The sequence below is a fragment of the Parapedobacter indicus genome (assembly GCF_900113765.1).
GTDB lineage: Bacteria > Bacteroidota > Bacteroidia > Sphingobacteriales > Sphingobacteriaceae > Parapedobacter > Parapedobacter indicus.
Genome location: NZ_FOQO01000002.1, coordinates 141,375 through 156,185 on the forward strand (window position 1 = coordinate 141,375; position 14,811 = coordinate 156,185).

General features: G+C 48.0%; 11 protein-coding genes and 1 tRNA gene. 4 read left to right on the forward strand and 8 right to left on the reverse strand.

Annotated features, from left to right (window positions below; genetic code table 11):
• Positions 1–19 precede the first annotated feature (19 nt).
• From BMZ56_RS04395 to BMZ56_RS04405, 3 genes are read left to right on the forward strand one after another with little or no spacing between them, the layout of a single operon-like run.
• A complete protein-coding gene (locus tag BMZ56_RS04395) occupies positions 20–1,018 on the forward strand; it encodes a PD40 domain-containing protein (RefSeq protein WP_090624703.1) in 999 nt (332 codons plus the stop codon).
• Positions 1,019–1,059: 41 nt separating this feature from the next.
• Complete coding sequence (locus BMZ56_RS04400) at positions 1,060–3,081, forward strand: tetratricopeptide repeat-containing sensor histidine kinase (protein ID WP_090624705.1); 2,022 nt, start codon at positions 1,060–1,062, stop codon at positions 3,079–3,081.
• Positions 3,082–3,708 carry a response regulator transcription factor gene (locus BMZ56_RS04405; protein ID WP_090624707.1) on the forward strand — a complete coding sequence of 209 codons (627 nt, stop codon included), beginning with the start codon at positions 3,082–3,084 and terminating at the stop codon, positions 3,706–3,708. It begins immediately after the preceding gene.
• A gap of 1 nt (position 3,709) precedes the next feature.
• Here BMZ56_RS04405 and BMZ56_RS04410 read toward each other — a convergent pair whose 3' ends face one another.
• The 6 genes from BMZ56_RS04410 to mgtE form a co-directional block, all read right to left on the reverse strand.
• On the reverse strand, positions 3,710–3,958 hold the full coding sequence (locus BMZ56_RS04410) for a TFIIB-type zinc ribbon-containing protein (protein ID WP_245893073.1): 249 nt from the start codon (positions 3,956–3,958) through the stop codon (positions 3,710–3,712).
• An 85-nt stretch (positions 3,959–4,043) separates the two neighbouring features.
• On the reverse strand, positions 4,044–4,940 hold the full coding sequence (locus BMZ56_RS04415; RefSeq protein ID WP_090624713.1) for an NAD(P)-dependent alcohol dehydrogenase: 897 nt from the start codon (positions 4,938–4,940) through the stop codon (positions 4,044–4,046).
• Positions 4,941–5,070: 130 nt separating this feature from the next.
• A tRNA-Asn gene (locus BMZ56_RS04420) sits at positions 5,071–5,144 on the reverse strand.
• 126 nt (positions 5,145–5,270) lie between these two features.
• Positions 5,271–6,359 carry a WD40/YVTN/BNR-like repeat-containing protein gene (locus tag BMZ56_RS04425; RefSeq protein ID WP_090624716.1) on the reverse strand — a complete coding sequence of 363 codons (1,089 nt, stop codon included), beginning with the start codon at positions 6,357–6,359 and terminating at the stop codon, positions 5,271–5,273.
• Positions 6,356–7,000 (reverse strand): hypothetical protein, encoded by a 645-nt coding sequence (locus BMZ56_RS04430; RefSeq protein ID WP_090624718.1) that lies wholly within the window; start codon positions 6,998–7,000, stop codon positions 6,356–6,358. The genes BMZ56_RS04425 and BMZ56_RS04430 overlap by 4 nt, the downstream gene beginning before the upstream one ends.
• Positions 6,997–8,373 (reverse strand): magnesium transporter, encoded by a 1,377-nt coding sequence (mgtE, locus tag BMZ56_RS04435; protein WP_090624720.1) that lies wholly within the window; start codon positions 8,371–8,373, stop codon positions 6,997–6,999. The genes BMZ56_RS04430 and mgtE overlap by 4 nt, the downstream gene beginning before the upstream one ends.
• Positions 8,374–9,162: 789 nt before the next feature.
• Here mgtE and BMZ56_RS04440 point away from each other — a divergent pair.
• Entirely contained in the window at positions 9,163–11,838 is a 2,676-nt protein-coding gene (locus tag BMZ56_RS04440; protein ID WP_090624723.1) for a PQQ-binding-like beta-propeller repeat protein, read from the forward strand.
• Here BMZ56_RS04440 and BMZ56_RS04445 read toward each other — a convergent pair.
• Entirely contained in the window at positions 11,832–13,403 is a 1,572-nt protein-coding gene (locus BMZ56_RS04445) for a sulfatase family protein (RefSeq protein ID WP_090624724.1), read from the reverse strand. The two genes, BMZ56_RS04440 and BMZ56_RS04445, sit on opposite strands and share 7 nt — an antisense overlap.
• On the reverse strand, positions 13,400–14,776 hold the full coding sequence (locus tag BMZ56_RS04450; RefSeq protein ID WP_218146459.1) for a sulfatase: 1,377 nt from the start codon (positions 14,774–14,776) through the stop codon (positions 13,400–13,402). Before BMZ56_RS04450 ends, BMZ56_RS04445 begins: the two co-directional genes overlap by 4 nt.
• Positions 14,777–14,811 lie beyond the last annotated feature (35 nt).

Genomic DNA, 14,811 nt, shown 5'->3' on the forward strand with positions numbered 1-14,811 from the left:
TGAAAGAAAAAATAAAGAAATGAAAAGAATAGGCTTCTATTTATCGCTCATGGCAGTCCTATCGTCAATTGCTAACATGGGATGTAGCAAGAGAGAGAGTCACCGCCCAGCGGATAATCGCGCCATTAAACAAGGGGTTTTATATTATACCGCAGCAGATGAATTAATTCGTTACGACTTTCAGTCTAAAGAGGAAATCACCCTATTTTCGGAAGGCGATCACTACCGGATATCGCCAGATGCCAAACAATTTATATGGTATAAAAATAATTTCAGTGATGGCACTGCGCACGTTCAGATTCACGATCTGTCAACTCCTTCTGATTATGAATTGGTTACGATACCATCCACATTGGAACGTACGCCTCAATTTATTCCGGGGACTAGCAACTTCTATGCAGCGCTGGTCCGCGCTGCAGACGGAACAATCAAGCGGGAAGATTTGATGTTATTCAACAGTGATAACAACCAAATCGTTGGACGTATTCCTCATGTTAAGGACTTTGCTGTGTTGCCCAACGGCCATGATTTGGTGATATCAGCGGAAGTATTGGATGCACAGGGCGAAGCCAATGGGTTTGCTTTGGCTGTTATTAAAAACTTCCAATCAGAAAACGGTCAAGAAAGCATGCTCATTCATCAATACCCGGATTATACTCAATTACCCACTGATATCTCGGTATCGTCCAATGGTCAACAAATTGTCTTTACCCATTTGGACCACCTTTATACAGTGTATATTCAGGAGCATGCTACGCCCAAACAGATTACCCAATCGCGGTTTCGCGAAGTGGATGCCGCATGGAGTAAAGATGGGAAATATATTATTTTTACCGGAAATACGCCGGATCCGTCGTTGGATTGTGGCGAAATAAGAATCATACCCGCTAATCCTCAAAACCCAATCCTTATCCCAGAAGATCGCGCAAATAATGAACCGGTCGACCCGTTGCAACCCATAGACACGAAAGAAAAGAGCATCCACGCTTGTGGATCGGAACCTTATGTCTGGATTTAACACCGTACAAAGCACATCAATTTTCTTATATTGGTCAAACCATGAAAAATACCGGTTGCCATAAAAGCGATTTCAAACGGCTAATTATCGCAGTGATACTTGGTTTGTGCATGTGCTCGTCCCTTTCTGCACAGGATGCGGTCGCGCGGTATGCGGACAGCCTTTTGGAAAACGCCCGGCAGGCGCCCACCACCGCACGAAAGATTGAAGGGCTGCTTGACGTCAGCATCTTCTGGATCGACCACGATACGGCAAAGGCTTATCTATACCTAGCTGAAGCCCGCGGGAAGATGGGGAAATCACCCACCGATTTCCAGAAAGGGTTGTACCATCTTTATCATGCTAATATTCTGATGGACTACGAACCGCAGCGAGCAAAAGCTGAATTTTCTGTTGCCGATAGTCTATTGGCTGGTGACTCATCCCAAAAGAGCTACCGTTATCGGGCAAAGCTATGGAACAACTACGGTGTCGTTCTGCAAAGGGAAGATAAGAGTGCAGACTTTATGGAGATCATTATCGACAAAACCCTGCCGTATGCGCGATTAGCCGGCGACAGCGCCCAGGTTGGCTATCAACTACAAAATATGGGAATGCTGTTGAGTAATGTGCTAGACTACAAAAAAGCCGCTGGTTACTACAAACAAGCGCTCCAAACGATACGTTACTTGCCAAACAAGGAAGAAAACAAACTATATATATTTGTCAATGCCGCAAAGAATGTCTTGCTGATGAAAGATCTTGATCAGGCAAAGAGCTATTTGGATAGTGCAAGACATTATGTACAGCTTCTCCCACATTCCACTTCCGTCCCTACGTTTTACAGAACGGAGTTAACCTATTTCCGTCATACCGGAAAAAAAGATAAAGCACTGCAAAGCTATCAAAAAGGAGTTTCAGCTGCCGAGAAATTGAGCGATGATTACCTATTAATGGATCTCAATTTTGAACTTTATGCCTTATACAGAGACCTGGGCGAGTATCAAAGGGCAAAAACGTTCCTCGCCTTGTCACACCAGTATAAACATTTCAGCAATGTAAAAAATCAAGCCTTATACCACCATGAGATGGCACATTTGGAGCGTCATTTAGGCAACTACCGGTCGGCCTATCACCAAATGGACACCCTATCCAGCCTATTGGATTCCATTTACCAAAAAGACGTAACTACCAAGGTTTTAAATTTCGAGCAACAATATAAAACTGCGGAAAAAGAGAACCGCATCCTCCGCTTGGAGGCCGAAAACCGGCAACAGGAACTAAAAATTTCCAAAACACGGTGGTGGGCACTGAGTTTGGGCTGTGGGCTGTTACTGGCATTGTGCGTCACTTATTTTTCCTGGAAAATCGGAAAGAAAAACAAAAAGCTATTGACACAAAATGCACTGCTGCACCAAGAAGAACTACGCTCGATCCGTCAACAGGAGCGTTTGCGACAATACGATGCCATGCTTCAGGGACAGGAAGCCGAACGAAACCGTCTGGCAAAAGACCTACACGATGGACTGGGAGGGCTTTTGGCCGGCGTCAAATTGAAGTTATCGTCGATTGTAGCCAAGGTAGACAAAGGCGCTCCTGGCAGAAACGGTGCAGTTGATGACGTCATCCATCAATTGGACTATTCGGTGGATGAACTGCGACGGATTGCGCATAATATGATGCCCGAATCACTGCGTCATGGTGGTCTTGCGTCTGCCCTATCCGATCTGTGCCGATACATGCATACTCCTCAGGTTCAGGTGACCTTCCAGGATCTCGGGATAAAAGATCACTATCCTGAGCAGTTACGCATCACGGTATATCGCGTTGTTCAGGAGCTGCTTGCCAATGCGGTCAAACATGCCGATGCCGATGAGATTATTTTGCAGTGCAGCGAACTTGACCGTTGGCTATTCCTTACCGTGGAAGACAATGGAAAAGGAATGGAATTGGCAAAAAATGATCTGTCAGAAGGACTTGGACTTACCAATATCCAGAACCGGGTATCACTGCTAAACGGCCACATCGAAACGGTCTCCCAGCCCGGCGAAGGGACCACTGTTAACATTCAGATTCCCTTATAAATGGAGAAGAAACCGATTAAAGTAATTATCGTGGATGACCATCCGGTAGTATTACAGGGATTCGAATACATGCTACAAGATGTTAAAGATATCCTATTTACCGGCAAATTTGCGGATGCTGCAACGGCGCTGGGCTATCTGCAACATAACGCAGTTGATGTTGTATTACTTGATATTAACCTGCCGGATAGGAATGGGATCGACGTATGTGCAGCAATCCGACAACTCCATGCGGATATGCGGATCATCGCCATCAGCAACATCAACGAATACAGCATTGTTCAACGTATGCTCACGGCTGGTGCCAATGGTTACTTCTTAAAAAATGCATCCGCCGATGAAGTTGTCGGGGGGATCCGAAAAACTATGGAGGGCGAAATGGCCTTCAGCAAGGGCATTCAGGATATTCTAAACGGCCATAAAACCGGTGATCTGCCCATTGTAACCCGCCGGGAAAAAGAAGTGCTTGCGCTGCTGGCCGCAGGACTGAGTTCGATAGAAATTGGTGAAAGGATTTTCATCAGTCCGCTTACCGTGGAAAGCCACCGACGCAACCTGCTTCAAAAATTCAAGGTAACCAATGTGGCCGCACTCATCCACAAAGCCACGGAAATGAAATATATCTAGGTCAATCAAAGTCAAAAAAATCACCAAGGAAGGATTTCTTCTTCTTACGGTATCCCTCATGGTGTTCATTTCGGTAGTCCCTTCTTTCTCGGTACTGATCCTTAGGACTAGCATATCCCGATCGGCTATCCGACGACTGGGGATAGGCTTTCTCAGATTGCTCGATAATCTTATCCAGTTCACCACGGTCTAACCAGATACCACGGCATTGGGGACAGTAATCGATCTCTACTTGATTACGTACAGACATTAAAAGAGTTTCGTTGCAATTGGGACACTTCATTATTCCTAAAATTGGTGCTACATTGACACAAATATACATAAAAAAAGATTATTTACCCCATCACCTTCACAGCAACATTCCCCCGTTTGCGAAACCGTTCTACATAGCGGTGGGCCTCTTGGATCGTCTCCAAATCGTACGTCCTGTCTATCACGGTTGTCAACCTGCTCGACTCAATCAGCTCCTTGACGAACTGCAAATCTGTTTTCCGGGGCTTTGTCGTTCCCTTTACCGACACATACTTCCCGCCAGATGCCAACAACTTTTTGCGACGCGACTTTTTTATTTTTCCTACTGCATCGAAAATAAGGTCGAACCGGGTATTCAATGTGGTAAAATCCGCTTTGGTATAGTCAAGGGTTTCATCAGCCCCGATGGACCTCACCAATTCCGAATTTCTCCCGCTGCATACCGCCGTAACATGGGCTCCGAAATGCTTCGCCAGTTGGATAGCAAAAGTTCCAACACTCCCAGAAGCACCATAAATCAGAACCTTCTGTCTGTCTTCGATACCTCCTTTCCGTAATAAAAGCAGAGCTGTTAGACTGCCGATGGGCACAGTAGCGGCCTGCAAGAACGTCATGTTCGTTGGCTTTTTAGTGATCACACCCGCTTCGGATAAACACCGGTATTCCGCGTAGCCGCCAAATCCGAGCCCGCAAAAGGCAAAAACTTCGTCTCCTCTCGCCAATGTTTTCACATCGCTACCCACCTGTTCAATTACGCCCGACAATTCAAACCCAAGTATTTTTACCTTTTTAGGTTTAAACAGCCCGTTAAACAAACGGGCTAAGAATGGGTTAGCGCTCCGCATCCGCCAATCACCTGCGGTGACCGTTGTGGCATGTACACGGATTAGGACTTCATTGATTTTCGGGGTCGGCTTTGGCTTTTCTCGCAATTCGAGCACTTCTGGGGTCCCATACCGTTCGTAAACTACTGCTTTCATCGTGTTGTTAGCCTTGATTCGTAAATTCGCAGGCTTAAACAAAGTTAGGTATATCTATCCAATAGCTGAACAGCGACAGCTCCGTTATAATAAAAAAAGCCGATCTCGTTAGAAATCGGCTCTTTCGGTGCTCCTGAAGCTGGGCTCGAACCAGCGACCCTCTGATTAACAGTCAGATGCTCTAACCAGCTGAGCTATTCAGGAGTGTTTCTGCTGGTATACCCCGTTTTCGGGATTGCAATATTCGGAACTTTCCGCCGAATAAACAAAAGATTTTTAAAAAAAACTGTAAGTCGCTTATTACCAATAACCGAATATGATAAGCTGCCATTACTCGAAAACGTAGTTGTATGGATAGATCAACACTTCCCAATGTTCTCCTCCGTCTTCGGTAATAAACATCCGATCAATGTCGTAAACAATCCCGCGCTGTTCATTCTGAAAATACATCTCACTACCGGAAACCCGAACGTTCCCAGCTTGTGCTCCCAAAACATCCCATGTGAAGCCGCCATCGACGCTTTTGCCCAGGCGCCCGTCCACAGAAAGCACATAGATCACATCAGCCGTCGCAGCCTGGCATCGCTGTATGGGCCCCATTCCCGTAACAACAGATTGAAAGGTCGCTCCACCATCCGCAGAATGGAAAGCAGCTCCCGCTTGTCCGAACACCAATAGATCGCCATCATCGATCACGCAGAACAGGGGATCACTGATGTTTTCCAACGTAGCTCCCTCAGACCAGGTACTGCCACCGTCGATAGTTTTTAGCAAGTGTACGCTGTCCGAATCGATCAAAGGATTTTTCCAAAGCACCCATCCCCTTTGACCATCAAAAGCAGCCGCTGTAACCGCAAGCGCATTCCGCCTTCTTAATAGGGTTTCATGCGTTCCTCCGGCTAGGTTCACCCGGTAAAGCAGCAGCCGGCTTTCAGCACCTGTCCCCTGCTGGCATAACAGCCACATCAAGCGTTCCGCCCCGACAACTAACTTCACCGGTGATATCTTCCCAAGCGCAAGCCCCCCTTCGTCCACAATAGGATGTCCGTATCGATTCCAGGTCTTACCGTTATCTCTCGAGTAAAGCAACGAAATGGAGGATTTATCCGGCACGGCTCGCACAATCAGATCAGCACCGAATTCCAGCACCCCTTCTTCCTGCCAGGCAAAAGGCTCGAAGTCAAAAGATTTAAATTGATCCGGAGTTTCAAAATTTCCGTTAGCCGTAATCCCGCTGATGTGATTCCGCCCGACGAATTGCGCATGAATAATCCGATTATCCTGTATTAGGGTACGTATCTCCGGATTTACAATCGGCTGCCATGGATACAGCTCCAAAAGCGTCCCCTCCCCGTCGCATCCCGCCAGTGAGCCAATCAGCAGCAGTACTATCGTTGTTTTTTTGTAAATAGGATTCATGGTCGAATCGAAAAACCTACTGAAATATTGATGGTGTCGAACTGAAAAGAATGGGATGGAGGCGTAACATAACCCGAGGTCAGATCGTTGTCTAGAATCGACCTACGCACCCGCAGCTGGGATCTGAATAGCCCATATCCTGCCTTAACATACCACTCGCTGATCTGTACACGCAAACCGATTTCCTGCGAGATTCCTGTACCATGTAAGTAATTTTCTGAATAAGTTGCCTCCTCCCCGTCGTAGCTTTCCATATCGAAATTGGACACCCAATTGTAATCAATACCAAGATACGGAAAAAATGTCATCCGCCCCAAGAAGAACGCATCATAGCTCACCTGCATGCCGCCTTTGACGAACAACAGCTGTTCCGTTACTTCTTCATTTATTTTGTTTCCGTAGAACGTTACGCCTCCTTGCGGTCGCAGTCGCAGCCGTCCCTGGTCTGCCAACGCAAATGCGGCACCCAGCCGAAGTGCAGCACCCGTCGGAAACACTGACCGCACGGAGGCATCCCCAAAGCGTTCAACACCGAATTCACCTTCCAGGTAAACCGGCAGGGATCGTTGCGCATGCAACTCCAACGCAGCCAATAGCAACACACCCATCCATCCTGACTTCCGCAACACCGGCGCCATCATAGCAGTACGCCGGTAAGAATCATGGTAGAAATGCTAAAGTAAATAATCAGCCCGGTTACGTCTACCAGCGTCGATACAAATGGTGCCGATGAAGAGGCCGGATCGGCCCCCAGTCGACGTAGAATAAAAGGCAGCATCGATCCCACTACCGACCCCCACAGCACCACGCCAACCAATGAAAGACTCACCACCGCACCTACCAACAGCCAATAGTCGCCATACGCATGAGCAAAGGCCTGCCACGTACAGATGCGCAAAAACCCAAGAGCCCCCAGAATTAGCCCCAACAATAGCCCCGACAGAATCTCTCGCCGCATGACGTGCCACCAATCTGCAAGCGTTACTTCACCAAGGGCCATCGCTTGGATAATCAGCGTGGAAGCCTGTGAACCGCTATTTCCCCCACTGGAAAGAATTAACGGCATAAACAGGATCAAGATGGCACTGGCCAGTTGGCTTTCATAATGCTCCAATACGGTAGCAGTAATCAGTTGTCCCAGGAACAGCACAATCAGCCACCCCGCCCGTTTTCTTACCAGATGCGGAATAGACACATCCAGATACGGCTCATCCAATGCTTCGGTACCCCCTATCCGCTGCATGTCTTCGGTGTATTCCTCGTTGGCGACCCAAAGGATATCATCCACCGTCACAATACCCAGCATAATTCCCTGCGCATCCACCACGGGCAATGCCACGCGATTGTTCATCCGGAATACATTGATGGCCTCTTCCTGCGGGTCGTTTGCATTGAGTGCTATCAGCCGGTTATCGATTAGGTCTTTTACCTTTGTTTCAGGGTCGGCTAAGAGGATATCCTTGATGCGGATATCGTCCAATAATTGCCCATCTTTATCGATCACATAGAGCACGTCAATCGTCTCCGAAGCCTTGCCATACCGACGGATATGCTGGAGCACACGGGTGATGTCCCAGTGCTGTTTCACCGTAATATAATCCGGGGTCATGAGCCGACCCACACTGTCCTCCGGATACCCCAATAAAGCCAGTGCTTCTTTGCGATCTGCAGGTGGAAGTAAGATGATTAATTGCTTCACCACATCGCCCTTCAATTCACTAAAAAAAGCCGTCCGATCATCGGGTGGCATCTCGTTAATAATCTCGGAAATCTTAGGGCCGGAGAGTCGTTTGAGAATACGCTCCTGTGTGGGAAAATCAAGGATACGAAAAACGTTCACAGCACGGTTGACGCTAAGCGTTTCGATGAAGGTTGCGCCGTACTCCGGCAGCTCGTCAATCAGCGCTTCCACATCTGAAATATTGAGCTCATCAAGGTATTCCTTCAGCTGTTGTTCGCTGCCTTCAGCCAACAGCAATTCGGTTTGTTCTACTAGCGTATCCAGTTCGTCCATGAGCCCTCCTATCTCGTTAGTGATCTCCTACATCGGTGAATGAGTTTGCTTGCAAAAGTCGGTTTTTTAAATCAAAGAATGAATAACTACCTGTTAAAAAAAGAGGAAAGAACGCACCGCTTTTTCGGCTTGCCATCAAGAGATAATAGACAAAATGTCAGCAACTCATTCCCGACCATTAATCCTTCCAGGACATCCGCCAACGAGCGAATCAATGCATTGCTACGGTACCTCAGACATGCGTTATCTATTTATTCATTACGCACTCGTTGCAGACAAGAGCAAGTCGATTGTAGATAGGAGCTAGCCGATCGAACGATACTCCTTTAAGGTCCAACATGGCAGCGACCGGGCATACGACCTGCAAGCAAGCGAACAAAGTTCGCCCGATAAAATCAAAAAGATAGTGTACATTAGCAGCCATATTCATTTACTTTTCTCCGATTTGTAATTTTCAGCTATCGGGTCACCTAATTGAATAAATATACATAAAAAATTCGCAATTATTGATTCAGTATGAAAAATATTACTAACTGTAAATCAATAGTAAATATATTTTATGTGAAATTAAAAATTAATATAAACCATTTTTAGAAATTGCTTTTTTACCAAAAAAATTAGTAATCCACCGTGAATCGATATAAATTTACATATTACAAATTCATAATCAGATATTTATTATCAATAATATTATGCATAAGTTCATCAACGGTATTTTCTCAGTTTTTCAATGGCGACCCCTACCCCCCAAGTGTAAAATGGAGACAAATCAACACCGAAAATTTTCAGTTGATTTACCCGGCTTCGTTTGAAGATGGCGCTCAGAAATTGGCCAACCGACTGGAAATATTCCGCGAGCGCGTCAGTCAAACACTCAGCAAAGAGCCCCGCAAAATTTCCATCATTCTGCAGAACCAAACGGTCGAATCCAACGGAAACGTACAACTAGCCCCCCGCCGTTCGGAGTTTTATACAACCCCTCCACAGCAGGGCGATTTCCAGGAATGGATGGATAACCTTGCCATCCATGAGCTCAGGCACGTGGTCCAGTTTGACAAATTGACAGGATACTTGCGGGCTCCATTTTTTGAACAACTGGCATTGGCCATCTACGGCGTTACCCTTCCCTCCTGGTTTTTTGAGGGCGATGCTGTCGTCTCCGAAACCGCACTCTCCGCTGCCGGTCGCGGACGTCTGCCTTCGTGGGAAATGCCTTTCCGCACCAACCTGCTTCACGGAAAAACATACGGTTATCAGAAGGACTACCTGGGGTCGCTCAAAGACGTTACCCCAGGCTTTTATGAACTTGGATATTTCCTCACTTCCGGGCTCGAAAAAGCGTATGGTGAAACCATCGTCGACAGCCTGATGACACGCATGGCCAAGCTCCCCGTCCGCCCTTACAATTTCAGTAATTCACTGAAGAAATTCACCGGCTATAATACCCGTGAATGGCATGAAAAAATCCGCACGGATTTGACCCAGAAATGGCAGGAACAATTGGCCAAAAACAACCCCTTAGATTACCCGCTTTTCCCCACCCCGAAATCCGGCAAACCGGAGAGTTGGCTACTGCCCCGCACCCTTCCCGACGGACAGCTTTTGGCCTTGCATCAAAGTGTCCGAAACGTGCCCGCGATCGTTGTCATAGACTCGCTCGGCAAGCAGACCGAAGTCGTAAAAACCGGTCGCCAAACCGAGCCTAATTTTTCCTATGCACGGGGGGTGCTCGCATGGGATGAAATACGGCGTGATTCCCGCTACGGGAAGCGGGTGTACAATGTCATCAATCTATATGATATGCGCACACACACCTATCGTCAACTTTCACACAAAAGCCGCTATTTCTCCCCCATATTGCGCCCCAACCAATCACAGGTTGTTGCGGTCGCAATTGACGAAGCCGGCCAAATAAGCCTCGATCTGTTGGATACCGAAACCGGCGCGTTGATTACCCGTTTCCCAACGCCCGGAAACATCCTGTTGCAGACACCCGCGTTTGACGATACAGGCGATAAAGTCATCGCTACAGGCATTTCCAATCAGGGTGCTGCCCTGATCGAATTAAACCTTTCAACAGGCATATACCGCACCCTACTGAGCGGACAAGCGCAACAAATCGAACGTCCCATGTATGCCAATGGTCACATTTTATTCAAGGCACATTACAACGGCATTGACAATATCTATTCATTGGACACTGCGAAGGGTATTATTCGACAACGCACCAACGTTCGGTACGGTGCGTTTAACCCGTGGTTTGATCGTAAAACCGGACAAATCTGGTTCAACGAATACCAGATCAACGGATACCGGATCAGCCACCTGAAATCCAGCGATTTGCCGATAAGCCATTTTAACCCCCCTCTCAGCAAAAAAAACATATTGATGACTTCAGATACGTCCGAAGGGAAAATATGGCCGTCAAAACCTTATAAACGACTAAAAAATCTGATCAACTTCCACAGTTTATCCGTAGACAATGGAAATTTTGACAATCTGGGCAATATCAATCCCGGAATCTATTGGTTATCGGATGACCTCCTGAACACCACACAGCTCCGCTTAGGCTACACGTACGACGGCGATGTGCACAGTAGCGAATACCTTGCATCGATTTCCTATCAGCAGCTATTCCCCAAGTTATCATTGGAGTACCGTAACCGTGGGCAGGTGAGTGCAGCCCGGATAACCGACCAGGGAATGGAAAGCCTAATCGGACTACGGTGGCGGGAACATGCAACCACGCTGAAGATGGATATTCCCCTCGTATTCTACCAGCTCAATCACGTCTTTACCACCGGGATCAGTGCCGCGACTTCCTACACGCGGCGTTATGGACTCAACGAGCCGAAGTTTCAGGATCGGTTTATCGACCGTATTCAATTTCCCCTGCACTATCAAATCTATTTTAACCACAATGTGCGGCAAAGCTCGCTCGATCTGGGGCCTCGTTGGGGTCAGAATTTCAGCGTCACCTATCGACATTTCCCATTCGATGGCCGGATAGCGGGCAAACACCTGTCGCTACGTACGGCATTCTATTTTCCCGGCGTTTGGCGCAACCATTCATTTCTTGCGCGCTTCAACTACCAGCAGCGCAGCGGCACGTATGCCCAGGCAAATGATATTCCACTCGTAAGCGGATATGACCAACTCCGGCCCGTCCCGGTAGATAATACACTGCTTTTCAGCTATCGGTTCCCCATCGCTTACCCCGATTGGGCCCTCGGACCGTTGGCTTACGTCAAACGATTCAAGGGCGGCTTTTTTGCTGACTTCCAAAATGTACGTGCCGGAAATGCATTCCGACCCCGTACGTTTGGCCTTGAACTACGGTCTGATATGAACTTGTTACGTTTCTACCTGCCCAATTTCGATATCGGCATCAAACTGGTTTACGCGAATGAGGCGAACGCCGCGCGACGTGTTTTCGCCACGTATGGAATTGGATATAGTTATTGATTCAGATATGCGTGAAGAAACCGTTGGTCATTTTCATCCGAATCACCATATTTCTTCCGTATACGAGTCAGTTTGCGGTGCATCTTCTTTTTAACCGATTGATAAGCAGGATCGTTGTACACATTATGCATTTCTTGTGGATCCTTCATCAGGTCATACAATTCCCACTCATCGATATCGTAATAAAAATGAATGAGTTTGTACCGTTCTGTACGTATGCCGTAGTGCCGTTTCACCGCATGTTCCGCTGGATACTCGTAATAAGTGTAATAAATCGCATCCCGCCAACGGTGTGACCTTCCGCTCGCCAGATCCCGGAATGACTCACCTTGCATGTCCCCCGGGATCCGTACGCCGGCATAGTCCAATAGTGTGGGCGCAAAGTCCAGGTTCTGCACCAATTCGTCAATCCGCGTGCCTGGCTTGATTTCGTTCGGGTACCGCATCAATAACGGTGTCCGAAACGATTCCTCGTACATAAACCGCTTATCAAACCATCCATGTTCACCCAGGTAAAACCCTTGATCCGAGGTATAGATCACAATGGTATTTTCCGAAAGGCCTGTCTTGTCGAGGTAGTCCAGCAACTCACCTACACCGTCGTCTACCGAGCGGACGGTCCGCAGGTAATCCTTGATGTACCGATTATACTTCCACTCGGCAAGGTCTTTTCCGGTCAGCTTTGCCTTTAAAAATGCCTGATTTTTGGGCTCGTATGCATTCATCCACTGCTTCCGTTGCTCTTCAGTCATGCGTGCAAGCTGTTTATCAAAACCGGTTGGTTTCCCATCGGGGTCCACGAGCAATTTGAAATCGTGTCCCCACCGGGCATGTCCAGCTACTTCCATCTCCTGTTCCTTGGCGGCTGTGCCCCTACCTGCATAATCGTCAAAATAGGTGGCTGGCGGTGCAAACGTGGTATCGTCATACAGCGTTAAATACCGGGGTGCAGGCTGCCAATTGCGATGCGGTGCCTTTTGGTGATAAAATAAACAAAACGGTTTCGTTGGGTCCCGTTGGTCCTGCAACCAATCCAACGCCGCATCGGTGATGATCTCTGTGCAATACCCCTCAATACGTTTACGCTCGCCGTTGATGAGGAAATCAGGATTATAGTAAAAGCCCTGACCAGGAAGTACCATCGAGTAGTCGAATCCTTGCGGCAGTCCATCCAGGTGGATTTTCCCGATCATAGCGGTCTGGTATCCGTTGCGTTGGAGTTGCTTCGGAAAATTGTCCTGATTCCAGTCGAAGCGCATGCGGTTGTCTACCTTCCCATTGACAAAACTATGTTTGCCAGTCAACATCACCGCCCGGCTCGGGGCACAGATCGAGTTGGTTACGAAGCCGCGCGTAAAAATGGCACCTTCCTTCGCAAGCCGATCGATATTCGGCGTCTGATTCAATCCGCCGCCGTATGCACTGATCGCCTGAAAGGCATGATCATCGCTCATGATAAAAATGATGTTGGGCCGATCTCCTTCTCGATGCTGCGCCACAGCGGTTGATCCAACACATCCGAGTAACAGACCTTGCAGCAATAGCCAAAACTGTCTTACCTTCATTCGTCTTTATTTTTATATTCGATACCTAAGTCATTTGCGCGTACATCCTTCAGTTTCTCACCCAGCATAGCCTGGAACCGTCTGACAACAGGCTCATAACGGGGATTCAGCGCGAGATTGTTAAACTGCTTTTCATCGTATTCCATATCGAATAGTTCCACTCCATCCGATCCGTCTTCGCCGTATTGAATAAAGGCCCACTTATGCGATCGGATCAGAAATGAAAACGTATTTCTCCATTTCGAAACCGAAAATGCGTAAGGGCGCACCTCCAGTTGTGGGTGATCCAGTATATCGACCAAACTTTTCCCTTGTAAATTCGGCGAAGCTGTCAACCCGGCCAATTCAGCCACCGTAGGGTACAGATCCAGCAATTCTACCAACGAGTTGCACACTGCTGGCTTTTTTCCGGGCACTTTGATGATCAAAGGCACTCTCGCCGATTCTTCTTTAAGGCTTACCTTCATCCAGAAGCGGTGCTCGCCGAGGTGAAAACCGTGGTCGGATGTAAAAATTACAATCGTGTTTTCTTCAAGCCCTTCTTCCCGCAGTGTTTGGAGCACCTTGCCTACCTGCGCATCCATAAAAGAAACGGCGGCGTAATAACCGGCTATCGCCTTTTTTTCCTGCTCCTGTGACATTTGGGCGTTCAGGCTGTTGACATAGTTAATGCCCGGCTCGGGGATGTCGTCCCAATCGTTGGCCACCTGTGGTGGCAGCACCATTTGATCGTGCGGATAGGGTTTGAAATAGGCTTTGGGTGCTACAAATGGAACATGAGGCCTCACAAACCCCACTGCGAGAAAAAAAGGCTCATGTTTATGCTTCCGGATGAGTTCGCTTGCCTTTTCTGCGGTCTTGCCGTCGGCGTGCACCAGGTCATCGCCATCGGCTTTGACAAGGGTCATCACATTTCCACCTTTCCGCTCGATGGCGCCGTACGGGTTATTCTGCACCAGTTCAGCCTCACCCGGAGCTCGCCATTCCGCAGCCTGACTATTAAACGATTCCGTCCACGAAGCTGGATCGTCTGTACCATCCGACCCTTTCTCGATGTCTCCGGGAATGCCCATGTGATAAATTTTGCTGACCCGCGCCGTATAATAGCCGTTATCTTTGAACAATTGGGGCCACGATTTGCGTGTGGCCCCCACCTTTTCCCGACCACTCACATACCCGAATGTTTCGGTGGCATGGGGATAATACCCAAACAGAAGCGACGCCCGTGAGGGTCCGCACACCGGGAACTGGGTGTATCCCCGTGTAAAGCGGATCCCTTCAGCAGCCAGCTGGTCGATATGGGGCGTGTGTCCAGCCTGATTTTCATAGCAAGAAAGGGCCGTTGTAGTGAGGTCGTCGGATATGATGAACAACACGTTGGGCTTTCGCGTATCTTGGGCAGCCGCCA

Coding starts and splice junctions, on each gene's coding strand:
- BMZ56_RS04395 (WP_090624703.1), top strand. CDS start 20: ATGAAAAGAATAGGCTTCTATTTATCGCTCATGGCAGTCCTATCGTCA.
- BMZ56_RS04410 (WP_245893073.1), bottom strand. CDS start 3,958: ATGTCTGTACGTAATCAAGTAGAGATCGATTACTGTCCCCAATGCCGT.
- BMZ56_RS04445 (WP_090624724.1), bottom strand. CDS start 13,403: ATGAAGGTAAGACAGTTTTGGCTATTGCTGCAAGGTCTGTTACTCGGA.
- BMZ56_RS04405 (WP_090624707.1), top strand. CDS start 3,082: ATGGAGAAGAAACCGATTAAAGTAATTATCGTGGATGACCATCCGGTA.
- BMZ56_RS04430 (WP_090624718.1), bottom strand. CDS start 7,000: ATGATGGCGCCGGTGTTGCGGAAGTCAGGATGGATGGGTGTGTTGCTA.
- mgtE (WP_090624720.1), bottom strand. CDS start 8,373: ATGGACGAACTGGATACGCTAGTAGAACAAACCGAATTGCTGTTGGCT.
- BMZ56_RS04400 (WP_090624705.1), top strand. CDS start 1,060: ATGAAAAATACCGGTTGCCATAAAAGCGATTTCAAACGGCTAATTATC.
- BMZ56_RS04425 (WP_090624716.1), bottom strand. CDS start 6,359: ATGAATCCTATTTACAAAAAAACAACGATAGTACTGCTGCTGATTGGC.
- BMZ56_RS04415 (WP_090624713.1), bottom strand. CDS start 4,940: ATGAAAGCAGTAGTTTACGAACGGTATGGGACCCCAGAAGTGCTCGAA.